This window comes from Psychrobacter sp. Arc9 (assembly GCF_041431295.1).
Classification (GTDB): domain Bacteria; phylum Pseudomonadota; class Gammaproteobacteria; order Pseudomonadales; family Moraxellaceae; genus Psychrobacter.
The window spans coordinates 21,411-48,354 of the sequence record NZ_JASMRK010000022.1; the positions used below are offsets into that span (position 1 = coordinate 21,411).

11 protein-coding genes, 1 pseudogene and 1 CRISPR repeat array are annotated in these 26,944 nt (G+C 42.9%); of the genes and pseudogenes, 7 read left to right on the forward strand and 5 right to left on the reverse strand.

What is annotated here, in order from left to right; all coding sequences use genetic code 11:
- Positions 1 to 41: 41 nt before the first annotated feature.
- A CRISPR array of direct repeats spans positions 42 to 2,589; the repeat unit is 28 nt; unit sequence CTTCATCACCGCTCAGGTGACTTAGAAA.
- A 285-nt stretch (positions 2,590 to 2,874) separates the two neighbouring features.
- The 6 genes from QO187_RS10845 to QO187_RS10870 all read left to right on the forward strand — a co-directional run bounded on the left by QO187_RS10845 (position 2,875) and on the right by QO187_RS10870 (position 12,281).
- Positions 2,875 to 3,576, forward strand: coding sequence for a hypothetical protein (locus QO187_RS10845; protein WP_102093432.1), 702 nt, complete (start codon positions 2,875 to 2,877; stop codon positions 3,574 to 3,576).
- Positions 3,577 to 3,826: 250 nt separating this feature from the next.
- Positions 3,827 to 5,125: a translesion error-prone DNA polymerase V subunit UmuC gene (gene umuC, locus QO187_RS10850; protein ID WP_102093433.1), complete on the forward strand. Its 1,299-nt coding sequence runs from the start codon at positions 3,827 to 3,829 to the stop codon at positions 5,123 to 5,125.
- Positions 5,126 to 5,551, forward strand: coding sequence for a translesion error-prone DNA polymerase V autoproteolytic subunit (gene umuD / locus QO187_RS10855; protein ID WP_102093435.1), 426 nt, complete (start codon positions 5,126 to 5,128; stop codon positions 5,549 to 5,551).
- A gap of 400 nt (positions 5,552 to 5,951) precedes the next feature.
- Complete coding sequence (locus QO187_RS10860) at positions 5,952 to 6,461, forward strand: hypothetical protein (RefSeq protein ID WP_102093436.1); 510 nt, start codon at positions 5,952 to 5,954, stop codon at positions 6,459 to 6,461.
- Positions 6,458 to 8,956 carry a site-specific integrase gene (locus tag QO187_RS10865; RefSeq protein WP_102093438.1) on the forward strand — a complete coding sequence of 833 codons (2,499 nt, stop codon included), beginning with the start codon at positions 6,458 to 6,460 and terminating at the stop codon, positions 8,954 to 8,956. Before QO187_RS10860 ends, QO187_RS10865 begins: the two co-directional genes overlap by 4 nt.
- Positions 8,943 to 12,281 (forward strand): tyrosine-type recombinase/integrase, encoded by a 3,339-nt coding sequence (locus QO187_RS10870; protein WP_371548346.1) that lies wholly within the window; start codon positions 8,943 to 8,945, stop codon positions 12,279 to 12,281. Before QO187_RS10865 ends, QO187_RS10870 begins: the two co-directional genes overlap by 14 nt.
- A gap of 96 nt (positions 12,282 to 12,377) precedes the next feature.
- Here the strand turns inward: QO187_RS10870 and QO187_RS10875 are convergent.
- From QO187_RS10875 to QO187_RS10890, 4 genes and pseudogenes are all read right to left on the reverse strand, one after another.
- A pseudogene (locus QO187_RS10875) lies at positions 12,378 to 12,776 on the reverse strand (IS5 family transposase); the annotation flags it as partial.
- Between the two features lie 279 nt (positions 12,777 to 13,055).
- Positions 13,056 to 14,225: an HlyD family efflux transporter periplasmic adaptor subunit gene (locus tag QO187_RS10880; protein WP_102093440.1), complete on the reverse strand. Its 1,170-nt coding sequence runs from the start codon at positions 14,223 to 14,225 to the stop codon at positions 13,056 to 13,058.
- Positions 14,218 to 16,515, reverse strand: a complete 2,298-nt coding sequence (locus QO187_RS10885) for a type I secretion system permease/ATPase (protein ID WP_102093441.1) — start codon at positions 16,513 to 16,515, stop codon at positions 14,218 to 14,220. The genes QO187_RS10880 and QO187_RS10885 overlap by 8 nt, the downstream gene beginning before the upstream one ends.
- A 20-nt stretch (positions 16,516 to 16,535) precedes the next feature.
- Entirely contained in the window at positions 16,536 to 17,957 is a 1,422-nt protein-coding gene (locus QO187_RS10890; protein WP_102093444.1) for a TolC family protein, read from the reverse strand.
- Between the two features lie 274 nt (positions 17,958 to 18,231).
- On the opposite strand from QO187_RS10890, the gene QO187_RS10895 reads away from it, so the two are divergent.
- Positions 18,232 to 18,984 carry a hypothetical protein gene (locus QO187_RS10895; RefSeq protein ID WP_102093443.1) on the forward strand — a complete coding sequence of 251 codons (753 nt, stop codon included), beginning with the start codon at positions 18,232 to 18,234 and terminating at the stop codon, positions 18,982 to 18,984.
- Positions 18,985 to 19,063: 79 nt separating this feature from the next.
- Here QO187_RS10895 and QO187_RS10900 read toward each other — a convergent pair.
- A partial coding sequence (locus QO187_RS10900) for a VCBS domain-containing protein (RefSeq protein WP_371548349.1) occupies positions 19,064 to 26,944 on the reverse strand: 7,881 nt, incomplete at its 5' end.

Consider the following 26,944-nt stretch of genomic DNA (forward strand, 5'->3'; position numbering starts at 1 on the left):
CCGCGCCTTGTTATAACTGTCTTTTTTGAGGTATAGTTCCTCTTCATCACCGCTCAGGTGACTTAGAAAACCAAAACGAGCAATGCGACTCAAACAAACCACTTCATCACCGCTCAGGTGACTTAGAAATAATCGTGGTAATCATGGTAACAGTCGCTATCCTTCATCACCGCTCAGGTGACTTAGAAAAATGGCAACAGTTTAGCCACCACGACACGCTGCTTCATCACCGCTCAGGTGACTTAGAAATTATACCGGCATTGCTGATATGTTCAAACTTGCTTCATCACCGCTCAGGTGACTTAGAAACTAGAAACAACAAAAGACTTATTACCACCAGCCTTCATCACCGCTCAGGTGACTTAGAAATGCTGCCTCAGCTATCCACTGCAATGAGTTAACTTCATCACCGCTCAGGTGACTTAGAAAGACAATCATAATATTTGCCGCGTGTTTTGGATCTTCATCACCGCTCAGGTGACTTAGAAAACGTAGAAGTTGATAGTGACGAAGGTGTTTTCCTTCATCACCGCTCAGGTGACTTAGAAAAATGAAACCAATATTATTCACATTGATATGCGCTTCATCACCGCTCAGGTGACTTAGAAACAGAAAAGAGCTGGATGCACATGCTAAGCAATCTTCATCACCGCTCAGGTGACTTAGAAATTAATGGGCGGTTTTTTATTGCCTGTAGATATCTTCATCACCGCTCAGGTGACTTAGAAAGCCGCCCTGCATGGTGACGGTATAGTTTGAGCCTTCATCACCGCTCAGGTGACTTAGAAATTCTTATCGTGTCATCAACGCCGTTAAGCTCACTTCATCACCGCTCAGGTGACTTAGAAACAACTAAGTATTGGTACTGTGCTCGCATCACTCTTCATCACCGCTCAGGTGACTTAGAAAACCATTGTCAGCGATGCTTTTAGCTGCATATCCTTCATCACCGCTCAGGTGACTTAGAAAATCTATCACCGCGCCTGACGCAGATTGTAAGCCTTCATCACCGCTCAGGTGACTTAGAAAATCAAATACCGACTGATCGAGCTGCTTTAGTTCTTCATCACCGCTCAGGTGACTTAGAAATTATCAAGCGGTATAAGTGGCGTAAAGCCGTACTTCATCACCGCTCAGGTGACTTAGAAATTACTGTGTATAGTATAGAGTATTGCTGTCTTCTTCATCACCGCTCAGGTGACTTAGAAAGCCACCAAGTTTCGTAGCGTCAAGCTCATACACTTCATCACCGCTCAGGTGACTTAGAAAGTAAGCACCAATCAGTCCATCAGGACTTGCACCTTCATCACCGCTCAGGTGACTTAGAAAGCAAGACCCTGTTTATACATTCTCACGCGCAACTTCATCACCGCTCAGGTGACTTAGAAATATTTGGCAAAGGTATTATAAAGAGGTCTGTACTTCATCACCGCTCAGGTGACTTAGAAACTGTAAGCCATTAATATTATTTGCTAGTGCAACTTCATCACCGCTCAGGTGACTTAGAAAACTTGTAGTGTTTCAGCGCCAACACTCTCTTGCTTCATCACCGCTCAGGTGACTTAGAAAACAGACGATGCGGCTAAGGACGTTTGCGGTGGCTTCATCACCGCTCAGGTGACTTAGAAACTGCACTCAACGACATACTACTAGCCATGACACTTCATCACCGCTCAGGTGACTTAGAAAATTTCGTGAAAGTTGTCAGAGATAAAGCCGACCTTCATCACCGCTCAGGTGACTTAGAAAACTAACAGTCGATACACGACCGCCGTTGGCACCTTCATCACCGCTCAGGTGACTTAGAAAATATATTAAAGCTGTCAAACTGCTCGCCAACACTTCATCACCGCTCAGGTGACTTAGAAATTATCTCGAATTTCAGTAACAGAGTTGGTAGCCTTCATCACCGCTCAGGTGACTTAGAAAAATGCGCCACCACGCTTTACACTTCAATAACTCTTCATCACCGCTCAGGTGACTTAGAAAAGTGACCAGCAAAATAGATGCAAAATAATTGTCTTCATCACCGCTCAGGTGACTTAGAAAAACAGTCAAAGTGTCATAGTTGAGTCATAAAACTTCATCACCGCTCAGGTGACTTAGAAAAGCTGAAGATACCGCCCCACTAACCGCAGTTACTTCATCACCGCTCAGGTGACTTAGAAATAATAGATCGTTTTATGACATATATTATATAACTTCATCACCGCTCAGGTGACTTAGAAATTTTCAGCTGAATACTTGTGATGCTTGACTTACTTCATCACCGCTCAGGTGACTTAGAAAAATCACGCAGGGGCGGTGTTCCGTCGTGCTACCTTCATCACCGCTCAGGTGACTTAGAAATGATGATGTTCACCTTGAGCTTTTTGAATTGCCTTCATCACCGCTCAGGTGACTTAGAAAATAACCACATGCTTCTCACGGTCTGTTGCGTGCTTCATCACCGCTCAGGTGACTTAGAAATCACCAACTAGCTGATACCAGTTACCTAAACGCTTCATCACCGCTCAGGTGACTTAGAAAACCCTGACGGCTCTACAAACCCAAGTATGCCACTTCATCACCGCTCAGGTGACTTATGAGCAGCGTTAAAAAATTGTACTGCAATTTTAGTTGTGCAAGGAAAATCCTTTAAATAGAATTTTCAGAAGTTATAATTCCAAACGCAATTCGGAAAAATGGATCTCACCGCTCAGGTGACTTAGAAAGCTATAGGTGCTGAGTGAGAGACTGCCATTTACGGGTTTCATCACCTATAGGATGCTTAAAAATAGCGGGGTTTAAAGTAGTTGACAGATGTCATTGCCTAGAAATTCGATTATAGTAGATATCTATAACTATTATTTAAACAAGCTAAGGGGTTGAACCATGAAAGTACTAGGATTGTGTATTGCAGCAGGACTGGGCTTAAGCGCTTGTGCTATGACAGGTAATACAGACCAAAATAATAATGCCAATAGAGTCGTCACTCAATATCCTGTTGAAGCTGCCATACTAAACATCTACACCAAGCAACGCAGTGATAAGTTAATTGCCACGGTTGGGAATCAAAGTGTATCAGCAGAAATTCAAGTCACACCTAAAGGCAGTATGCGATTCAATAATAAAGCTGTACAAGGTGCCGAAGTAAACACTATCAATAAAGTGAATGATCGAATCACTGATCAGTCAGTCGCTATCAATTACTTTACCCTGAACCCACTCGTGTTTCATGGCTTTACAGATAGCACGGGTAAATACTCACTATCAAACCAGACAACTGTCATTCCTAAGATAGCTACAGTCGGTGACTCAAGTAAGTTGATTACTGAGAATATCTATACTAATAGTAGTATGCGTAACAAGATAGGTACTTATAACCAAGATTGGTCTCTTGCGCGAGATACTAATAACACCGCATGGTTCTGCATAGAAACATCAGGCAATCTATTGCTCAGCTCTGACCCTGCAGGTACGTCATCAGAATGCTACAAGATTAATGCCAAAGGCGATCTCTTAGCGAGCAAAGTGACACTTAATCAGCCTAGTAGTAATGGCAGCGCTAGAACAGTGACCTTAACCAGTCAGTAGTGATTCGCTTTATCATATGACTTATTGCATAACCTTAATCACATAACAACGATAGATAAAGTAGCGCCTAACATGGGCGCTATTTTTTATGGTTTAAACTGCTCATCTAAAACCTCACGACAACCACCGTCGCATAACTCACATTTGCCCTTGAATTGTTCAAGCGGCTGTCTCTACAATCAAAGTCATCTCATCTGAGCATCTAGTTACTCGTGCTTGGATATACCTTTTCCTTTATGACGAGTCTGCCATGTATGCGCTCATCGACTGCAACAGCTTTTATGCCAACTGTGAAAAGCTCTTTCGCCCTGATCTAAAGGACAAGCCTGTCGTCGTGCTGTCTAATAATGATGGCTGCGTCATAGCACGCTCACCTGAAGCAAAGCTGCTTGGTATTAAGATGGGCGTGCCGTACTTTCAAGTCAAAGACTTCTGCATCAAAAATAACATCACTGTCTTTAGCTCCAACTACGCTCTTTATGCGGACATGTCTCAGCGTGTCATGACCACGCTTGAAACGCTATGTCCAACCGTTGAAGTGTATTCTATTGATGAAGCCTTTTTATACTTAGCCGATTATCCCGTTGCCATGCAAGACCTCAATGCTTACGGGCATAAGCTTAAAGCCATTGTTGAGATGCATACTGGTATTCCAGTCGGTGTCGGTATTGGTAGCACCAAGACTATGGCAAAGCTTGCCAATCATGCGGCTAAGACGTATCCCGCCACCAAAGGCGTCTGTGTGTTAGAGAATATCAGATGGATACGCCGCATCATGCAGATAACCGATGTCGGCGAGCTGTGGGGTGTGGGTCGTCGGTACAAGGTTAGACTCAATGAGATGGGCATTCATACCGTCTACCAATTGGCCATCTGTGAGCCTGCTAAAATCAGACAGCACTTTGGCGTGGTACTCGAGCGCACCTGCTTAGAGCTCAACGGTCAGTCCTGTCTAGGCATTGAAAGCATAGCCCCGAAGAAACAAATCATCTCCTCACGGTCATTCTCTGAGCGCATCACTGACCAACAAGCTCTAAGCGAGTCGATCTGTAGCCATGTAGCAAAAGCCGCCAGTAAACTACGACAACAAGACAGCGTCTGTGCTTATATCACGGTCTTTGCTAAGAACAGCCCCTTTAGTAAAAATGAACCTTATGTTTCTATCTCTGGTAACTATCAGTTTATCACGCCAACGGCAGACACCAGAGTGATGGTCACCGCTGCCAGACAAGTTCTAAAGGTGATCTATAAAGAAGAGGTACGCTATGCTAAGGCAGGTGTGATGCTGCTCGGTATCTGTCAGCATGATGAGGTGCAGCTTGATTTGTTTGCAGAAAGCAAAGCAGCTGTCGAGGATAAAAAGAAAAATACAGAGGTCACTGCCATCATGGATGCACTGAATAAAAAGTACGGACAGAACAGTCATCAGCAAGCGGCAGTGTTTATCGCCAGTGAAGGTATCAAGGACAAGCAGTCATGGCAGATGAGCCGTGACATGCTTTCTCCTTGCTACACCACCAATATCAATCAGTTGCCTAAGGTGCATTAGATGACCGTCAAAATAATCGGTAAGCTCACCAATGAAGGTGAAACGGTATTGCTGTCATTATACAGCGATAAGGTCAAAGCGGGCTTTCCAAGCCCAGCCACTGACTATGTGCAAAACCGTATTGATTTAAACACGTTACTCATACGCCATCCGGCATCGATGTATCTGGTCGAGGTGGAAGGAGACAGTATGGTGGATATCGGTATCTACCCCAATGATATTCTTATCGTGGATCGCTCATTGACAGCCTGTCATAAGGACATTGTGATTGCACTGGTCGATGATGGCTTTACTGCCAAGCAATTGATACTGGGTGAGAGTATTATCTTACGTGCGCATAATGAGAATTATGCCGATATCGTGGTTAAGGGATCGCTTGAATTATTTGGGGTGGTGGCGAGTAGTATTAGGCGGTTTAAGCGCTGAGATATATAAGACCACTCTTTTAATGTCCTAAAATCACATATTAATCTGCATCCACGCCATCTAAGCTCTTGATCCTAACATCCAAGTAGTACGCTGCTTTCTCTAAATTCCCACCCCAAGCTATCATCCTAAGCTACTTTTCTAGTTATCTCATCTGCCCACACACCTACCCACTCAAGCTAAACTCTTAAAATACTTCAGATAGGATCACCATAGATTGTCTCTAAAAGTATAAATCATAGCAAGGCGTCATTAGCCGTCGCCTAATTTGATATTCTGTCTCAAAACCCCAAAACTTGACTTTCAATTGTTTGCTAGTCCTCGTAAAGTATTAGTGGAGGTCAGCACAAGGGTATATATAAAGAACAAGTCATCAACTCGATATCTTAGTAGGAAAAATATGAAATCACTATCGATCGCTAAGCTACAAACACTCAATGTGCTTGTATATCCAGAAATCATTAGTCTGTTTGATATTTATACCTGCCATATTAGACCACTTCTTAATAGTCAGGCTATCGAACTTGAGCAAAGTAATACTTGCTTAAAACTTACCTGCTTTATAAAAGAGGAGGAAAAATGGTTCTTGCTCAATAATTTTGAGCTTTTTCACCTGATCAAAAGCCCTGATGCTGATTTTAGTGTACTCAGACAAAAAGTAGCTGTGCAATACATCTCAAAGGATCAGTTTGATTTTGACATTAGTTTTTACGAGCTCATTGATCTCATCGCAAAATACAACAAAAAAATAGATATCACGCTCATTTACACGCAGCTAAACGAAGCCTTGGATCAAGAGATAAACCAAAAATTATTTGGCAAAAATATTTTTGCTATTACTACATTTTGTCGGCTTATAAATATAAGTGAGCAAACTTATTACAAGCGACCTTCTGAGGGTGTTTTATGACTGAGAATGCTGAGAATGCTGAGAATAATCATGAAGAGCGTGAATGGCTTAATGCGCAAGCATTAACAGACATCGTTAAGAAAATTGATAATGAGCAAAATTTTATATATCCAGAAGCAGTATCGACTGCCATATCTGAGATCACTTTAGCAGTACACAATAGCTATAGCCAGCCAGATGATAATCCCCAAAATCTACTAAGATTAATATTACAGGTATTACAAAGAAGGCCAGTTCCTCGGCTTTCTATGACTATTAGTAGATCAGAATTAGCAAAAAAACCACTCATCATGCAATTGCTTATTCTCATGCAACATTCTATCAATGAACATCAGCATGACTACCTACAGAAACGGTTAATTTGGCTAGCCATAGCAATGCACACCAGTGTGATGCTGACGCAGCACTGGCCAAAACAGCAAACCAAAAATATACTGATGCAATTTAAACAGGCGCAGTTTTCAAGATCTTCTAGACGAACATGGATTTGGCGTGAACTACCTGATTTACCTCAAATGATCATGAGTGTGGAAAGTATATGCGCCATTTTCACTGATCTATTAGAGCAGCAAAAAAGTGCATATGAATTGTTAAATGATAAGCAAGCTACTCATGCCGAAGAAAAGAAAGTGGCAAAAGATAAACTGAGCCAAATAGAGAAAATAACGACCGCCTATCAAAATGCGCATACGTTACGCAAGCCTAGACTTAAGTATAAGAAGCCGCCTAAACATATTAAAATTATAGCCATCAACTTAGCAGATAACACATCGAAATTGCCCTTAGACTCTACTGCAACGAGTCACAACTGGAATACCACGCCTAGCAATGATACATGGAGTAACACACGTGATGATATAGAACACAGCGCTATCGCCATAGATCTTGCATTTTTAGACGCTAATACTGAAAGCCATGAAGGGTTAACCACCAGCTTTGAAGAGCGTATTGATCACCATGAGGCACCCTATGTCAGCTATGGCGAATATCCAAACCCGTTAATCAAACACTCTATACCGCTCCAAACTATAGATTTATCGCTACAGCAAAACTATATGTCTCAGCGCAATCTCGCGCTTAACTCTAACACGCGCTTACTCTCTCTTGCCGGCTACCAAGCGTTATTTGCTGCGCTCAACCAAGATGCAAGCACCTTACCAGAAACAGAGACTGATAAAACCTGTGCTGGTATTTTATTGTTATCTATGATTACTGGGTTGCCAGTTAAATCCTTACTAACACCCGGCTATATCGGTCATCCTAATATTTTCAAAATTAAAGGTAAAAAGTATTACATCGAACACAGCTTAGGTATTACCGAAAAGTCCACAAGCCAAACATTGCTCGAAAATGATTATGAAAATACTTCTGATACCATCAAAGTTCCACTACCGTTGTGGCTGATAGATGATTTACTTGCTTGCGAGTTGCCATTAAAAGAAGATTTTACGGCTTATCTTGCCACCTTACGTAGCAGCCTTGGATTGCCGTACCTGTCCGTCAATCGTATAGAGACCGCACTACATGTCGTGCTCTCTCGTTATACACCTAATTGTCATGCACATATCGCCGATATCATCTGTCGCACGCCTGCGTCCCATGCTCCTGCAATGTACTATAGTAGCCACACCAGCGAAGCACTTATGACACACTATAAATCAGCACTGGGCATATTTAATAGCAACAGTGATTTTGACTTAACTTATATCACCCCTTGGCATAAATATACCGTAGGCTCAGCGTTTGCGCTAACGATTGAAACCGTTTGCGACATCGTAAATGAGATGAAGTACTGGACTGATCAAAGTTCAAACGATGAGGAGCACTTTAATAGAACCAGTATTTTTGTATGGTTTGTCTTTTGCCTTTTAACCGGCGTGCGACCAAACAACGGTCTTGGCAGGATGTACGATATTGATCTTGATATGGGTTGGCTGCTCATCAATGACAAGCCAGTTAAGAAGGTCAAAAGTGACCGTCTCATTCCGCTATGCCCCACACTTATACGCCATCTAACAGACTATAGAGCATATTTAGTCAACTATCAGGCAAAGCACCAAGGTCATCATGATATCAGCGCTATCATTGATAATATACGTTTAGGTAATGATGAAGCACTATTAAAGCTGTTGTCTGAGCGAGCTCCTACTGCTAACTCTCCTACTCTTAAAGATATTAAGCGTGGCGATGCTTATCATATGACCAAGCATATCATTGACGCCAATCCCTATTGGACACGCCACTTTGTTCGTACGCAGCTTGAAAAACTTGGCGTTTCCTTATCACTGATTAACACGGTTATTGGTCATGAAAAAGCTCGTCAAGAAGTATTGGGGCGCTTCTCATCAAGTAGTAAAGCAGATATTAAGCGTGTAGCGTCCGTGTTTGAACAGATCGCAGCACAGCTTGGGTTATCAGATATCACAATCAATCATTACCCTAATTCAAATCATGTCGGCACAAGCACTGCAGAGGTTGATCATGCTAATAAATGAAATAAAGCTGCCAAAAATTATTGATGACTTAGCAAAGTTTGATGGTAGAAAAAAGCGCTACGTGCCTTACCCATCTATACTCAAAAACAGTGACACGGCAAGGACACGTGAGATAAAGCTACTCGCCGACTTACAAACCGAATGGGAGTCATTGAAAAGGATTCATCCTGGAAGTATCGGATTCATACAGTCTTTCAATAAATACTACCAACAAGCGCTTTGGCCCAATGAGCGCATCTTTTCATTTTCGCCAAGCTCTAGCGACTATTTTGATTTATCATGGCTATCTTGGAGTCAATCTTTAAGCCAGTTTCAGATAGAGCTTTATAGACAATTGGAACCATTGTCTCAAGAAGGATTTGATGAGTTTCAGTCAATCATTGAAAACAAAATTGCAAAAGCTTACGAGTCATCTAGAACACTCAAACATGTCTGGCAAGTCGTCGTTAAGTTCGTTGACTATCAAAATAAGTACCATATGCTTGCTGAGCATCACTATCCTAAGATAATCGCGCCACAGCCTACTAAAATTAATCCACTAATTACAAATACAGCTTGGTTAAAAGACGGTAAGGCGCTGGTCAAAATTATTCGCGCAGTAGAGCATAATTGGGAGCAAACAGTCGATTATAGCCAAGATCAGATTATAGGTTGGCTGATATTCTCAGGAATTGTATATGGTGGCATCAACGAGGTACAAATGCTTCAAGGATGGCTTACCTCATTGCTCGCCAAAGAGTATCAGCCATTTATCAAAGACAGGATAATGGTCTCGCCGCGCTTTGTGCAGAAGCGCTTTGGTAACGAGCGAGAAGAAGAAAGTGACCAGCTTTATAACACCAAGCAAATCGTTGTAGATGTGGTCAGTCAGTGTTGGCTGATGCGTTATCATAAAAAAAGCAGTCAAGCAGAGATCAAACCTATCATTGCCAAGCTGTCAGAAGATAAGATAAAACAATACTTGACTGTGGCTTTGTCTGACGTGATCAATCCTTTAGGTATTAAGCCACTTCCCTTTTCAAGGTTTTTATATTACGCCAGTTATTACTGGGAGGAGCTGAAGGGCACTAATATTGATCATGCTTCAGTTGGGGTGCTGCGAGGTATGCATAATACTGCTGGACTGAGTACACAGGACTTTGGTCGGTTTTTGAACCAAAAATATCAGTATAAAGAGGAGCCGTATGATCTAGAACATATTTTGACGCTGTCTATCAGCAAAAACTCTGTTAATCAAAACGAGACATCTAGTAGTAGTTCTACCAAAAAGATAGAGGTTAGAAAGTCTGATTTAATTATGAATCTGACTAAAGACTTCAAAATGGATAAAAAACAGAAGAAGAAAAAACTCGGCCAAACGACGTACACTCTTATCGAAAGAGTACAAAAACGCTATGGGCAATACGATGACTTAAGTGAAAAAATTTTATTAGATTGGGTACTAAGTTTACTCAATCGAAAGGAGTCAAAATCACTTAGTAATGAGTCTATTTTGAAATATATTAGAACCATAGGCTATGAATGGTTATATTTCACAACGGCTCAGCCGCTTGATATTTGGTCAGAGGAAGAGTTTGAGGAACTTTATGAAGATATTTTAGAGTACAAAGCTGTCGTACGGAACAATACTGACATTGGATACTCTGCCAATTTATTAAAGAGTATGCACAACTTTGCTAAGAGCAAATACAATCTACCCTCCGTGAACTTTCAACACTCCAAAAACGGTCGGCGTGTACGTGCAGAGCTGATATCACCGCAAGCGTACAAAGCCATAATTACGCAGATACTGGGTTCTGTAGATATATTGGAGCGGGAGATGTTCGCGCTTTTATTTATCTTAGTCTATCGTACTGGCATGCGCAAAAAAGAGCTGTTGGGACTTAAGTATAGTGATATCGAAGGTTTAAAGGCAGCTACACCCTCAGTGGTAATCAGGCCCAATAGCTACCGTCCCACCAAGACTCAAAGTAGTATCCGCCGCATTGCCTTATTTGCCCTTCTCAAGCCTGATGAGCTGAACTTTTTTATTAACTTTGTGCAAAGTAATATTGGCAGCCATTCAAACAAATTTATCTTTACCTTATCATCGGATCAGCGTCCTATTGATGACCATGTTCCTTTACAGTTACTCAAACGAGTCTTAAAAGACATGTCGGTAGATGATAATGTGGCAGAGCATACCTTTCATGGGTTTAGACACACGGCTGTGAGCAATCTATCTTTAGCGCTATTAGGTCATCCAGATCTCGTAGAAGCCCTCACCGATTATGACGAAAACGACATACTGCGTATAAAAAAAGGCCTACTCGGGGAGCATATCGATGCACAAGATCGCTGGTACGCTCTATCAGGTGTTATGGGGCACTTGTCGCCTGAGCGTAGCTTTGAGTATTACAACCATTTTGCTACTTTGATGGCGACCTATGCGTTAAGTATTGCTGACATCAAACTACCCGAGCAAACGCTGTGTAACATTACCGAATTTCCTCTTAGAAGGATTAAGGATAATGCTGACATTACTGCTAATGGCATGGTCAGCATACCTAGCATGCGTAAACTTTTGTTTAAAAGTATTATAGAAGGCAAACGCAAGTCACCTCAATTTACGATCGAAAACTGTGATAAACAGTTTCTCTTGAGTACCAATACCCCAACCACTGATGAATTGTTTGGTCGTTATGGTCTAAACCGAGTACAGCTGCTACTACAGACCTATGATAAAGAGGTACTGTTGAGTAAAGCAGCCCAGTTGGCAAATATTTCTATGCACGATGCAAACATTTTAATAAAACGTGCCAGCGAGGTTGCCGACATCGCTACCAAACGCGGCAAATCTCGCTTTGTTAAGCTATCAGATTCAAAGAATTCCGTACTGAGTCCACTGAACATTCAATATCAAAGTGACTTAAGATTGCTATCGCTTTTGTTAAGTAATGCCTACCGTCTACGAGAAAAGTCAGGGACTGATTGGACTTGGTTTATTGAGATATGTCGTGAAAAACTGTCTGTTAGCAGAGCATACCTACCATTTAGAAAAGAAGATAAAAAAGAATTGCAGCGGTTCATTGGGATTGCTGAGAAATTGCTGCCTTTGAAACGTTGGCTGGTGAGTAGCAACAAAAATCTATTGATGGAAACTATGTCATCTACTGACTATCAAGACATTAAGCAGCAATCTAATGACTCGAAAAATGCTCTCCATATCGGTATTGCTAGTCAAGACCATAGGGAACGGACTAACAAGTGGCAATACTCACCACTACTACGGTTTTTTGTGCATATGATGCTGATTACAGATGAAACATTATCTATTGCGAATTAAGCTTCTTGTACTAGCGTCCTTTGTCATAATGACTTATAGATTTGCCTGATGGCGATACCACAAAAAATATTATTTTTATTAGGGGCTGTATAGAATTCAAATCAGGGGCAACCAGATAAAGACACAAGCGAGCATTACCGCCGCTGCATAGCTATCTTTGAGCTTATCATATCGCGTGGCAATGCCCCTAAAATGTTTCAATCTAGCAAAAGCGTTTTCTACCAAATGACGGCAACGATACAAATACCAATCTAGTGTGTCGTTGCGGCTTTTAGAGTTCGACTTAACAGGTATGACTGACTGAGCACAGTGCTTGAAGATACACTCTCTAATATCGCTACTATCGTAGCCCCTGTCTGCAATCACCGCTTTAGTCTGGTTGTTAATCGTGCTACATATCAACGCCTTTTCCATCTTAGAGTCATGTACTTGCCCACCTGACAGCTCAACATGTATAGGGTTGCCACAAGCATCGACCACTAAGTGCAGTTTGCTGACCCCTGCCGTCAATCCCGTATATATAAACTTGGGAGATTTTGATTACGCAGCCTGACGATAATAATCAAACCACACCTGTCTTGGCGATTTATAGCCTAAACCCTTTTGAATCCTAGTCTGATTATAATATAACTCAATATTGATCTATGCCGTCAAATCCGTACAAACACACTTGGGAGATTTTAGCTACACCGCCTAATATAACAATAAAAAAACGCTACCCGATAATTAATCAGATAACGCTTTGCTTATTGCTTATCTAGAATATATTGAACGCTAACGCTCACCTAGTCCTTCAGAGAAAGTCTTAGTAATGGGCTTAGTTAAGTATGATAGTACCGAGCGCTGCTGTGCCTTAATATCGACGGAAGCTGTCATCCCAGGCTTAATGACAATCTCATCACTGCGCCCAGAAAATTCAGCACCAGTAATTTTTATCTGTACACGATAATAGGGCTCTTCCCCTTTCGGAGTTTGCTCCATTAATGTGTCTGGACTAATATAGATCACAGTACCATTCATAGCACCAAAGATAGAATAATCATAAGCATCAAGCTTTACAGTGGCATCCTGCTGCTCTTTGACATAAGCAATGTCTACGGGCTTTATTTTAGCCTCGACGATCAAATCACTACTGGTTGGCAATATTTTCATGATGATTTCGCCAGGCTTAACCACGCCGCCGATAGTAGTCACTAGGATATTGTTTACTTTACCGTCTGTTGGCGCAAATAGATTTTTTTCTTCTAATACTTGTGAGTGATCGCGTAATTGTTCAAGTTCAGTATCTAAATCTTCTTGCGCTTTGGTCATCTCTGACTGTGCTTCTTCAAAATACTTATTACGCTTGTTAGTAATTTGAGCTTGAATTTCAGCAACTTGCCGACGCAACTTGATGATATCAGCCTGACTCACATCACCATACGATAATAACGGCTCATTCATACTCAGCTCTTGCTGGGCTAATACCATCATCTTTTGTAGTGAGCTGACATCTTGGTCAATTGCTTGCTTACGACGATTATAGAGTTGGGTTTGATTTTCTATATATTCACTATAGTTTTTGATGCCTTCTGGAAACACCAATGGTCGCTCAAATATCTCCGCCTCTAGGCGTGCAATCTTAGCTTTGAGTGCTGCTATTTTGGAGCCTGAGTTGGCGACCGCTGCTTGCGCACGTTCTTCCTCTAAAGTAACTATTAACTGTCCTTTAGTGACATCCTCGCCTTCTTTGACCAATATCTCGGTCAAGACGCCACCCTCTACGGCTTGTATATCTTGTGTACGAGCGCTAGCAATGATAGTTCCCGTCGCTCGCGTGACTTGATCAATTTGGGCAAAATAAGCCCAGACAACGAGTGCAATTATTCCGACCAATGAGCCCCAAATGATAATGCGCGTGCGCCCCACTTTAGGATCATGAAACTTATGTTTATAATTATCCATTATCCTGCCCTGAATTATCACGTTTATCGTCGTTTTTTGGTGAGATACTCGAAGTCTTATTACTAATTGCTGTCACTCTAGGCGAGCTTACTTTAATTGATGGTTTGCTAGCTTTTTTCTGATCATCATTGCCTTTTAATTGCTCAAGAACTTGTGCCTTCGGACCATCCATTACGATTTTTTGATTGTCCATAATAATGATGCGATCGACCAGTTGTAGGAGTGGCATTTTATGAGTGGACACAATAAGCGTTTGCCCTTGTCCAAACTCTTTTTTGAGTACGTCAATACATTGTAGTTCTTGCCGATTATCCATAGAAGCGGTCGGCTCATCCATCAATAATATGGAAGGTTTTGTCAGCAGCAACCGAGTAAATGCTACCAGTTGTTTTTGACCCCCTGATAATCCTTTACCTCCCTCACTAATTGGCAAATCCAAACCACTAGAATGACTGGCTACCAATTTAATCAGTCCCGTCTTAACGAGGGCGTCGCGCATTACATCATCACTGGGCGCTGGTAGACCAATCAATAAGTTTTCTCGCAGTGTGCCTTCGAACAAACGATGGTCTTGTTGCAGATAGCCGACTTGCTCACTCATAGATTCACGACTAATCTGCTGAATATCTAATCCATCTAATAATATCCGGCCTTGGGTAGGAGCATACAGCCCTGACAGTACTTTTAATAAAGTCGATTTACCTGAGCCAATAGGGCCCAATACTGCAATACGCTCACCTGCTGTTATATTCAGACTACTAATTGCCAATGCGGGTTGATCATTATTTTGGTAATTAAAAATAACTTTGTCTACATTAAAATTACCAGCGATTTTGCTAGGCGACAAGGGATGACTGACACCATGATTGTCTTGTTCTAATGAGAATAGTTTTTCGATATTTAGCTTGGCAGCTTTGGCATGTGAATGTTGTACTAACAGGTTAGGAATACCCATTATTGGCGCTAAGATACGACCACCTAGGATTGAGCATGCAATAAGTCCACCCATTGTCATATCACCTGACATCACTACAAACGAGCCAATAATTACGATGCCGACATAGCTGGTCTGCTGAATCATTTGCGACAGATAGCTCAAATTGTCATTGGCATGTTTCATATCAAGATCATTCTTAGTGGTGATGCTCATCACATCGAGCCAACGTGATAAGAACTTCCAATTCCCTGATCCTGCTTTGATAGTCTCAACACCTTCCACAGTCTCCACAAGGATACCTGTTTTGCGATAAGACGCTGCTGCTCCAATTGCCGCAATACTGTCGATTTTTCTACGTGCGCCGAACCCAAGTATGATGGCTATAACGGCGGCCACAATAGGTACCAAAGCCACTAAAGGATTACCAATGATGACAATCAGGGTTACAAATATAATAGCCATTGGAATGTCAACAAGACCGAATAGCGTACTTGCAGTATAAAAACCGCGAACTTGCTCATAACCACGTAGCTGCGCTGCCATTGAACCCACCGACCCTGGCATTTGATCAATCCGAACACTCAGCAGCCGCTGAAATACTTCTCGAGACAAGTACTGATCAAGGTTAACCACTACTTTATCCATAATCTTTGAGCGCGCAAACTTCATAAAGGTCTCAAACAAGATGACGAGACCAACACCACTTGCCAGAATGATTAAAGTGTATTCACTGCGTGTTGGGATGACTCTGTCATAAACTTGCATCGAAAATAGCGATACTGCTAACGCTAGCATATTAATCAAAAATGATGCGACTACTGCCTCAATAACAATACCACGATAGTTTTTTAGATCTTTTTTTAATAGTTGGTCAAAAGACAGCTGTTTACGCTTGCTCGGCTCGCTTTCTAAGCGGATACGCAGTAATTGTGTAAACGCATCACTTGGATGAACACTGATTTTCTCAGACTGACTAAACTGCCACAATCCCTGTGGATTTTGTTGCTCAATAACGCCCCATCCTTGCGTAGGATGCAAAGCCAACAATGGCAAAAATGCGGCATCGGGTATTGGTAAAGATTCTGGCAACTGATCAATGCCCAACTGTTCCAGCACCCTAACAATACTCGCCAGCGTCACAAGCTCTGTCTGCTGATGCAGCACCCCATGCAAGCGCACACTATCAATAGGATAGCCTTGCTGAGTCAGCAAAGTGTGTAACGCTGCCGCCAATTGCGCCGCTTGCTCATTTATTTGCTCATCAGGGGCAGGCGTCGATAACTGCGAAGTAGGATTTGCCATCAGCTCGCTGTCAGATGTAGCGTCATTCGAAGCTGGAACTGGTGTACTCATGATAAATATATCCTACAAATTTATGGATAGTTAGGGTCATTAAGTGGATAAGTGACGAGACCTGTATCATCTTTGTTGTCACTACTCGCCTCTTTCATCACGATCGGCTGAATGATGACCTGATCAGACTGCTGTCTGGCAGCATCTTGACGGGTCAGCCATTTTTTTACCGGGTCTAGCGGACTAAATAATGGCTCAGGCTGACGGCTTTGATCATATTGCTGCCACGACATCAGGCCAAAATCCACTTGCAGCTTATAAAAAGCACCGATGATAGCCGCGCGGGTCTCGACCAGTTGTGCTTGATATTGTGAATGCTCACGCACTGCGTTCAGTACCTCAAGCCAAGATTTACGCCCTGCAATGAACTGGCGGCGATAAGAGCTCACCACAATCTGTGCGCCTGCGACTGCTGCGATCAAAGAGCGCTCTTGATCCTTAGCACTAGCAAACTGCTGATATTGGGTTTGGATAGTCTCAAGCACTTGTCGTCTTGACGCTTCTTTTGACTGTGAAAGGCTGTTTACTCGTGAGGCTGATGCCCGGGCTAGTGCCAAATTAGATAGGCCTGCTCCTGGATCATAGCTTAAGCCTACCGAAAACTCACCTTCACTATTATTCTGATTGTTGTTTCTATTTTCATCATGATAATAGTCGTATTCGTACTGTGCATAAAAAGTCGGATAACGCGCCGCCTGCAATGACTTAACTTCTTGCTTAGCCGCTTCAACTTGATAATGCCCTTTTACCACGGTAGGATTATAAAAGCTGGCCTGATCAAAAGCCATTTGTTCAAAGGTTTGTGAGTAACTTTTGGCGCGGCTCACCAGATCACTAAGATTCGGGGCCGGCAAATCAGCTGCAGACAGTCTGCGCCCAGTGATTTGCTCTAAACGTGCCAGTGCAATACGCTGCTGCTCTACGGCCGCTTGATAGGCGTTTTGCTCTTGCAAAATACGATTGGTCACCAAGTCCATCTCGATACGAGCCGATACGCCTTGATTGACGCGGCGCTGCATCATCGCCTCGAACTCTGTTAACAGTTGCAAATTGTCATAATAGACTTGCTGCTTGGCAACAGCAGTCATATAGCTTTGCCATGCCTCTATGGTGGTTTTGGCCACTTGGTTTTGTTGCTCATAGACATATTCTGTCGCGGCTTTGTCATCAAAGACAGCTTGATTGACGTTGGCGGTCAGTTTGCCACCCGTCCATAAAGACTGGCGCAGCCGCAGCTGAGAGACCATGCCATCGTCGCGATCATAGCCTGATGACAAGGTAGGAGCAGGTAGCATATTTAGCTTGGCGGCACGAATACTCTCAGTCGTGGCTCGTTGTTCTGCACGCGCCGCGCCGACCAGCGGATGGCTCTGGATGGCTTGACTGATCAAGGTGTTGACATGCATATCAGCATTGGCAAATGCCGCACTTGATAGCGTCATCAGTAACATACCTATTGCGGTTGTCGATACCAAAGGTGATAAGCTATGACGTAGTTTTTTTATGATAAAGCACCTTTTAAACATTGGCTTTTTGATCATTGCTTGGGATTGATCGGGATAAAAATAAAAGTGCAACATGATATTATGGCTTCTTTGCTGCTATTGTTTTTTAGATAATAACAAAGTTCATCGTGATGATTATCAATGCTTAAAGACGTATTGAAGCGTTTATTAAAAAGTTTTGAGCCCTCAGCGTCAACATATGGATTACCCTATGCCTCACCCTTCAGCGCCTACGCCAACGAGCAAACCAAAAGATCAGCCAATCCTAACCATCGTATTGGCTCTATTACTGCATGTTTTGCTGGCAATCGTTGTCTATTTTACCGTATTCGACCACAAAAAAACGTCTGAATCGCAAGCCTTAATAAATAAAAACCAGCCTATTACCAGCAAACCTATGATAGCAGAAGACACTAAAATCACAATTGATCAAATAGCGGTTGATCAGGTCACAGTTGATGATACAGAGGTTTTTACCGCTAAAGTGAGCGCAAATACAGAACCTACCGCATCAGCAGCCCCCGTATCGAACAACAATACTGCGACCCAAAACCATAAACCGCAAGAGCATACACCACCCCAAAAGCCCCCTTCGTCACAAGAGCCGTCTGTTATAGAGACAAGCCGCAGGGCCTCTTTGAGCAAGGATAGCGATGACAATGATGATCTTTCAGTGACGACTATCAATAACAGAGCTGTCAATGGTGAGCAACAAAATCTGTCTGGATATCGACTGCAGCAAACCCAAGAAACTCAGCAGCTAAATGCAGATATTGACAAAGACAGCGAACAACTCTCCAAGCTGATTAGTGAGGTCAAGCAACGCAATCAACAGCAAATCGATGCGCAACATGCCAACCAGCCTATAGAGCCGCCTATACTTGCCAGCCCCGCTGATGAGATGATGACGCCCGACTATCCCATCACACCTATCACCTCACTAGATGAATCAGCGAACAACTAGATAGGTAACAAAAAAGCCATCACAAGTATACAAGTATGGCTTTTTTGTTTACATCAACATTATCTAGAAAAGATAGCAATTATATCACGGTAATATCAGTATCGACATATAGAGTCACCGATGAATCCAACGTGCTCTGATACTGAGCGTATCCGGTCTCATCAGACGTTTGCTGTTTTTCAAAATCCGCTGTTAAAGAGACACTATCAGCATTGCCGCCATTGATAAACAGCTCATTGTTACTATCGGTCATCTCAATGACATCACTGGTAGTAATATTAGTCAATGACTGCGCGCCAACACCCAGTTCTATGACTTCCATGTTATCAATCACGCTACTATTAAAGCTATTAAAATCGATAGTCGTGCCAGCGGTATTGATCAGTAAGGTATCTATGCCGTCACCACCATCCATCAGTAGGTTATCAGCAGAGAACACCAACTTATCGTTACCAGCACCGCCTCTCAGCGTATTAGCACCTGTACCACCATCAAGGAAGTCATTGCCACTACCACCCGTTAAGATGTCATTACCTGCGCCGCCTTTATAATTCACAGCCACAGATTGTCCAGAAGCGTCAAGGATATCGTCTTCAGGTGTGCCTCCAAAGGTTTTGGTAAAGACAATATCTACAGATACCTCTTCGGTCACTTCAGTTGATACACTATCAGTCATACCTGTAGCTTTATCGGTCGTACTAAGCACAAAGTCCAGATCGCCTTTTAACGGTATGGATGACTGAATTTGCAAGTCATTGATTTGCTCAGGAGTAATATCCGTTATGGTATAGCTGTTAGCGACATCATCCCACACGGCAGTCAACATTTCACCTGTACTCTTCACTCTAAAGCGTAAGACATCATCGGTTAAGCTCATACCATCATCAGTGACAACTATATTAACGGTCTCACTACCATCCGTATCTTGCATAGTTGCGTTTAGATTCAGCGTGGTCCACTTACCCTGACTACCAAGAATAGTAGAAGGATTAGCAGCTACCCCATCAGCGACTGGTTTGACCTCAAGATTAATCTCTAGCGGATCACTGATCATCCCGCTGTCATTGACCACTTTCATCTCGATACCAGACACGATACCACTGACGTTTTCCGGTGGCATGATGAATATATTTGACGTTTCGCCAGTATTAGTATCACCCAGTTTGGAGACATCAATAGACCATAAGTTATTACCACCAGAATTACCATTGTTACTTGCCAAGACGGGATTGCCATTAGCATCAGTATAGTAGACCAGATAACCATTAGGGATATTGTCTAAGGTGATGGCAGTAGCGGCATCAGTATTGTCTTTATCGATAGTCGCAATCTTATAGTCGATAGCAATCATAGTATCTTCATTACCGCTAGCAGTGGTTGTTGATTGATCACTCTTATCAGTAATACTTAGATTGTCTGGCTGCGACTCGACTGTGACGTCATAACTGTGCTTATAAGTCTTTGTACCACTGTCATGTCCGCTGATATTATGACTCTCTTTATGAGCGGCATAGACATCAACCGTTGCCGTGCCATCTTCATTTTCGGCAGGTTCATAAAAAATAGGCGTGCCTACATCTACGATATAATAATCACCAGCTGGAATATCAGCAACGTCACCATCTGCCAATGTTACAAGCGTCAAGTCGTTACCATTGTCATCCGTTAGTTTTCCGCTAGTGCCATTATCAGTCGTTAAACCAGACTCATCCAGCTGCAGATACAGCTTGTTATCAATAATCTCAACATTATTACCGTCAGCCGTGTTGGTTAAGTCGATCTCAATTTCTACTTTGGTGTCCTCATCCGTATCGACTATAGTGGTTTTACCATCATTGTCTATCGGATCCGTAACTGGCTTGATCTCAACCTTGACGTCGTCAACCTGCACTCGTTCCTCGCCACCATCTTTATCTAACGCAGTAAAGTTGGTATTAAAGGTAAGATCTTGGCTACCGTCTGTGACGTTGGTACTAAAATCTTTCGGCGGAGTCACTGTCACTGCATCAAGAGCATCTTCTGGACTGAGGCTACTTGCATCATCCACACTGATGATCCATTTACCGCCAATCTGCTGCACGCTTATAGCTGAATTGGTGATAGATACTTCAGTCCCTGCTGGTAGATCAGTCAAGGAAAAAGTATAAGCACTAACTGTATTAGCGGTAGCTGAGTTCAAGGTAGCGTCCAATATATCACCTAGAGTAAAGCTGATATCTTCTACCTGCGAAGGTATGACTGCCTTGCTAGTAAAGCTATCTATCAAGTTAGGCTGGGTAGGATCCTCACCGCCACCTGTCCTATCTATTGCGATCTCAAAGCTCTCGGTTACACGCGCTTCACTACCATCAGTGCCTTGACCATTGATATCCTGCGTAATACCCGTCACTGTAATATTGAAACTGCCTTCTGGTATATTAACCGTACTATCATTACGCTCAAGCACTAGCTCATAAGTCGCTGCAGTGTCGGTAATAGCTGGATCATTAGGGACATCAACGTACCAGACGCCATTTGATAAGATACCGCCTTGCACATTGAGACCATCAGGCACATCAGTCACTTCTAGACGAGTAAAGCTCTCTGAGCCATCTTGATCAGCTGAAGATATAGATACGGTGACAGACGCCGTATTGTCATTACCGCTGTTATCAATAGTGCCATCGTTTACATTCAAAATCATACTCGGCTGATCAGTAACCGCTTGGAAGGTCACATTAACAGTAGCACTACCTGAAGTGGACTCCTTAATCTCTGAATTATCAGTCAATTTAGCGGTGTCAGTATAAGTGTAGTCAAAGTCTATACTAACATCATCATCGCTATGACGTTTATCGTCATCGTACATAATCTCGATTGTCTGATCGGGCGTAAATGTCAAAGTTGGTGGTGGGTTAGTTGTTAAGTCCACTTCAATACCGTCAACACGTAATATGACGTCTTTAGCCATTAGATCAGTTGCTAATAGCGTGATACTCTCAAGCACTTCTTGACCTTCAGTTAAACCGCCTTGATCTGTGGTTGTAAATGCTGATTCAAAGTCAATAGTCGCCCACAAATCTTCAGTGGCAACGACTTGAGTATTATTCACTGTGCCGTCAGCTGCATCAGGGGTCACTAGAATAGAGACGTTTTGCTGATTGTGGGAGACACTATCACCAGATACCTTCTCTGTAGTGGTACCAGTAATATTGAAGTTGATTTCACCTGCAAAGTTATCTGGTGTCTGCAGCTGCGCTGTACCGTTTTGCAAGGCCTCAAGCGTCACTGACCATACTCGATCAGTGCCGCCGCCACCTAAGAAAGTAACCTCTGCACCGATTAAGTTAAAGCCAGCAGGCAAGTCCTCAACCCGATAAATAACTTGCTCAGCAGCTGGGCTGTCTCCATCATATGCCTCGATATCCGCAACATCCTTGAATAGGCTAGATAAGGCAATCTGATGGTTACCTGTACCATCTAGCGTTGCCTCATCAGTCACATAGGTATAGTCCTTACCATTGATAGTGGCGGTCTCTTTTGCTAAGTCATCATTGGTTATTAGATCTGCCTTGCCAAAAACTTTGATAGGTAGATTAAGAATAGGGCTTGCAATACCGCTAGTGCCATCCTCTTTACTCACTGCCTGTACTTTTAGGTTTACCGTACCACTGAAGTTCTCAGCAGGCACAAAGTACAACCCAGTTACGCTATTATTGTAATCTTCAATCACTACCGTACCACCAGTAGTATCAAGTAAGACTGTATCACCGTTGCTATTAGTATAATAAAGCTGCCCGTCTGCTGGTATATCCGAGATGGTCACATCATAAGTCTCAGAGCCGTCATTATCACGCGAGCTTGGGCGGATATCGAGCGGGATACCAAGAGCAGGATCAATCGTTGCTGGTATTGAACCATCACGATTGTTACCACCAATAATTGCTTGATCTTCAAAACCTTCGGCAGGATCAACAGCTAAGGTGGCTGGGTCGGCTACGCCTTTTACATCAAATTCAAATGTTAAGTAACTTTCGCCACTGGTGGCTGTATCTGTTGCGCCACCATCTTCGTCAACATCGACAGTTTTTGCCTCGACCTTGACTGCTGTCTCGGCACCGCTAGCAAGGTTAAAGCCACTATAGTCTTGCGGTGGGGTTACGGTGACGGTATCTAGGTACTCCATCGGAATATCGACACCATTGCCGTTGTCAGTCAGGCTAACTAAACCATTGCCATCATTATAAGTAAATACCGCCCCCTCAACTGAGGTGAAGCCGCTATCACTCTTATTACCAAAGGTCATATGTGCGAAGGTATCTTCGGAAGTGTCTTGGTTGCTCCAATCATCTATTAAGTTAAATGAACCATCAGGATCAGCGAAAAGATTAAAGGCTTCGTCTTCATTTGCGTTGGCTATGTAAGTGTAGCTTGGATTGATGGTTAGGTCATCTGTACCATCACCGTCAGTATCCGTACCAACTATTTCGGCGACTGGGGTGACGACTACGGTTTGCTCTAACGTTGCTGTGCCCTGTACCGTAATAGTACTATCATTATCATCAGTGTCTAAGGTTGTGACCTCAAAAATAAAGTCTGCATCTAACGATGAATGAGGTGGCGGTGTAAGCTCCATCTGACTTAAATTAGGCGAGCCAGTCATATCGATAGTTACAGTAGTACCACTTTGTGACCCTGCACCAGTAGTATCAGTGAACGTCCAACCTGCTGGCAGCTCAAATTGAATCTCGGTGATGACTTCTGCACCAGCGCCATCTTTATCATCCTGCACGGTAAAGCCAAAGCTATCAAGAGTGACTGGCGTATCTTCTTTGGTTTCAACACCTGCATTATCAAGCTCGACTTGACCAGCAACTGGGGTGACGGTTAGGTTGACATTGATAGTGTCGATTTCTTCCACAGTTGGGTTAGCAGCAGGTGAGTCAGCATCATTGTCTTTGGTATAAAGCGTGACTCCTACATTCATATCATTCGAATTATAATCAGCTGTATCGATACGCATGGTGGGCTGACCACTACTGGTGTCAAATACTGGCAGACCTGTGTTAGTGACTGTGACAACACCATTAACATCCATAGTCGCAGTAGCGCCTATCAACGCCATCCCATCGGCGTTGGCAGTTCCACTTGCTATAACATCACCATTAGCATCAACAAACTCAACCACTGTACCTTCATTAAGACCGGTAATTACAAATCCATAGTTCTCTCTATCGTTATTACCGCTATAGACTAGGTCACCAAATTTAGTATTTATTGGTAATTCAATCGACTGACCTTCAGCGACATTAGCGACTACATTATTACCAGTAATTGAGGTAATACCGTCATCAGGCGTAATAGTATAGTTTGAATCAATGCCAAACTCACTAAAGTCGTCATTATCATCATGAGGATTATCTGGATCATTAGGGTCGTTTTTATCTACGCTATCAGTGACGGCTTGGACATCAACCTCGATAGTGACAGTACTGGTTGCACCAGCAATATCAGTACCGCTTGGATCAACTGCACCATTGCTATCAACCTTGATAATATCACCATCACTATCAACCTCGTACTCTGTCACTGACATCTCAAAGGAGATATTGGTAGCATCATCTGCTGGTGGTGTGAGGGTCATCGACTCAAATTCAGCGCTGGTCATGGTAATGGTTGCTGACCCTGGGTTGTTAATTATCTTACCGTCACTGACAAAGTCACTGAGTAGTATTGTAATATCACTGCCCACTGTGTCAAAGCTAGTACCACCATAGTTAAGTTTAGCGCCATTAGGAATACCCGTTAAGGTGATTAAACCAATACGTTCTAGGTTGTCGGTGTCGTTCCCTGTGCCATCCAGATCAGTATCGTCGGCAATAGTAGGGGCTGTTAAACCTAATTCAACGATAGTGTCTTCATTCGTTGTAATCTTATCAATACCTGTCTTGTTAGAGCCGATATCTGGGGCATCAGATACTGGGTTGACCGTTATCGTTAAGGTCTCCGGTCCTGCAGAATAAGACGGATCGCTCGGTGCTAAGCCATTTGTCACATTGGCCGTAATCACAGGCACGCTACCACTATAGTTGGCGGCAGGTACAAAGGTATAACTACCATCACTATTGACAGTAATGCTACCAATGGCGTTAGTGCCGTCTGGGCTCAATGTAGTCGTCGTACCAGGAGCTATTGCTGTCATACCTAATACATCATAGCTCTCTACGGTTAATGCCTGACCAAAATCTGGATCATCGCTATCATTGTCAAATATATTACCTGTTAAGGTGGTATCTTCTCGCGTACTTACAACATCGTTTACTAAGGCAATGCCGTCGTTAGTACCCGTTATAGTAACTTCAACGTAGCGAATTTCACTGGTACTAATCTCGTTACCACCGCCAGCTATGGTGATGTTATTGCCGTCATCAACTTGTACCGCGTAGCGGATGGTGATGGTTTCGCCTTCGGGGAGGAAGTCAATATCAGTATCTTTTGCTTCAATCTCCCAAACTCCATTATTATTGGTCGCTTGAGTTATTGAGAACATACCTTCTAGCGCAGTTTTTTGCGGAACAGTTAGATCAGTCAAGGCTGTATTACCTTGACCAAAGGTATATTGGTTTTCACCTTTAATATAACCCAGTGTTAGCGTATCACTGACATCAATATCACTAAAAGCAATAATGCCACTTTGAGTAATCACTGAGTCATCTGTTTGCTCGACGAAAGATATATTCGCAATATTGTCATTACCATCAGCAGTGATGGTTGGTTGATCATTAGTGCCGGTGATAGTAATGGTAAGCTTGGCAGTATCAGTACTACCATCAGCGTCGGTTATAGTGTATTCAAAGGTTTCTGTTAAACTTTCACCTAGTGCCAAATACTGTATAGCGGCATTATCAACATCATAAACATATTCGCCATTCGCATTGAGTGTCAGTTCACCGTATTGACCTTGTGTACCGCTTCCAATTGCACCAGTGTTACCATCCACTGCTGTTACCGTAGTTGCTGTTATTGCATTATCAGCACCTAGATCATCAGCCACATCATCTGTCGCTGCACCAGTTGACGTAAGCACGTTGCCTGAAACAGTATCTATCTCTTCGCTAATGGTGTTTTTGTCATCATTAGCCGTTGGTGCAGTATCTATAATCTCAATATCTAAGATGTCATTAATGGTATCGCCAATGGTGTTGGTTAATATCACGTCAAACTGATCGAATACAGCACCAGCGCTATGATTTTCTGCATTGCCGTTTTCTGTATATTCGTAAGTGAATGACTCATTTACTGTGTCGTAACCAGTAATTACTAGCGTGCCCGCGCTGCCTACAATGGTAACAGGTGTTGTAATTGCTGTGATTACCTCCTGTCCATTGATGGTTAGACTTGTCACACTTTGGAGATCAGTAACTTCAAACGTACCATTAACGGTCGTACCTGTAGCTTCTATGACGCTGTTATCGGTGATGGTTAATGTCGGCGCGGTGTCGTTATCTAAGATCGTACCCGTGCCACTATCATTACCAATAGTGATGGTGGTGGTTTCATCATTCTCAAGGATGTTGTCAGTCAAGCTTGGATAAGTGACGGTAAAGTCGGTCACTCCAGCTGGGACGGTAATAGTACCATCGCCATTATTGATGACGCCGTTACTAAATACGGGGGCATTGGTATAGTCACTACCCGCTATGGCAGGATTAGTGCTGCCATCCGCTAGGTTAAAGTCATAGGTGACGTCCGCCTGCGTTGTCTCACCATTGACGGTGACTTGATGCACTAAGTTGCCGCCTTCTGTGGCAACGGCATCGCCAACGCTGACGGTCGGTTTGTCGCCTTCAGTATTGGCGCCTGGATCATTTGGATCATCAGATTCATCAACAATGCTGCCGGTCGCACTGTCCGTGCCAATAGTGGCGTTCTGTGCATTGCTGATATCCAGTACTAAGTCTTCTGAGCGCTCATAAACATC

Bases quoted from the DNA above. Each gene is read 5' to 3' on its own strand.
- QO187_RS10865 (WP_102093438.1), top strand. From the start codon at position 6,458: ATGACTGAGAATGCTGAGAATGCTGAGAATAATCATGAAGAGCGTGAA.
- QO187_RS10880 (WP_102093440.1), bottom strand. From the start codon at position 14,225: ATGGATAATTATAAACATAAGTTTCATGATCCTAAAGTGGGGCGCACG.
- QO187_RS10845 (WP_102093432.1), top strand. From the start codon at position 2,875: ATGAAAGTACTAGGATTGTGTATTGCAGCAGGACTGGGCTTAAGCGCT.
- QO187_RS10860 (WP_102093436.1), top strand. From the start codon at position 5,952: ATGAAATCACTATCGATCGCTAAGCTACAAACACTCAATGTGCTTGTA.
- QO187_RS10890 (WP_102093444.1), bottom strand. From the start codon at position 17,957: ATGACGCTATCAAGTGCGGCATTTGCCAATGCTGATATGCATGTCAAC.
- QO187_RS10885 (WP_102093441.1), bottom strand. From the start codon at position 16,515: ATGAGTACACCAGTTCCAGCTTCGAATGACGCTACATCTGACAGCGAG.
- QO187_RS10870 (WP_371548346.1), top strand. From the start codon at position 8,943: ATGCTAATAAATGAAATAAAGCTGCCAAAAATTATTGATGACTTAGCA.
- umuC (WP_102093433.1), top strand. From the start codon at position 3,827: ATGTATGCGCTCATCGACTGCAACAGCTTTTATGCCAACTGTGAAAAG.
- QO187_RS10895 (WP_102093443.1), top strand. From the start codon at position 18,232: ATGCCTCACCCTTCAGCGCCTACGCCAACGAGCAAACCAAAAGATCAG.
- umuD (WP_102093435.1), top strand. From the start codon at position 5,126: ATGACCGTCAAAATAATCGGTAAGCTCACCAATGAAGGTGAAACGGTA.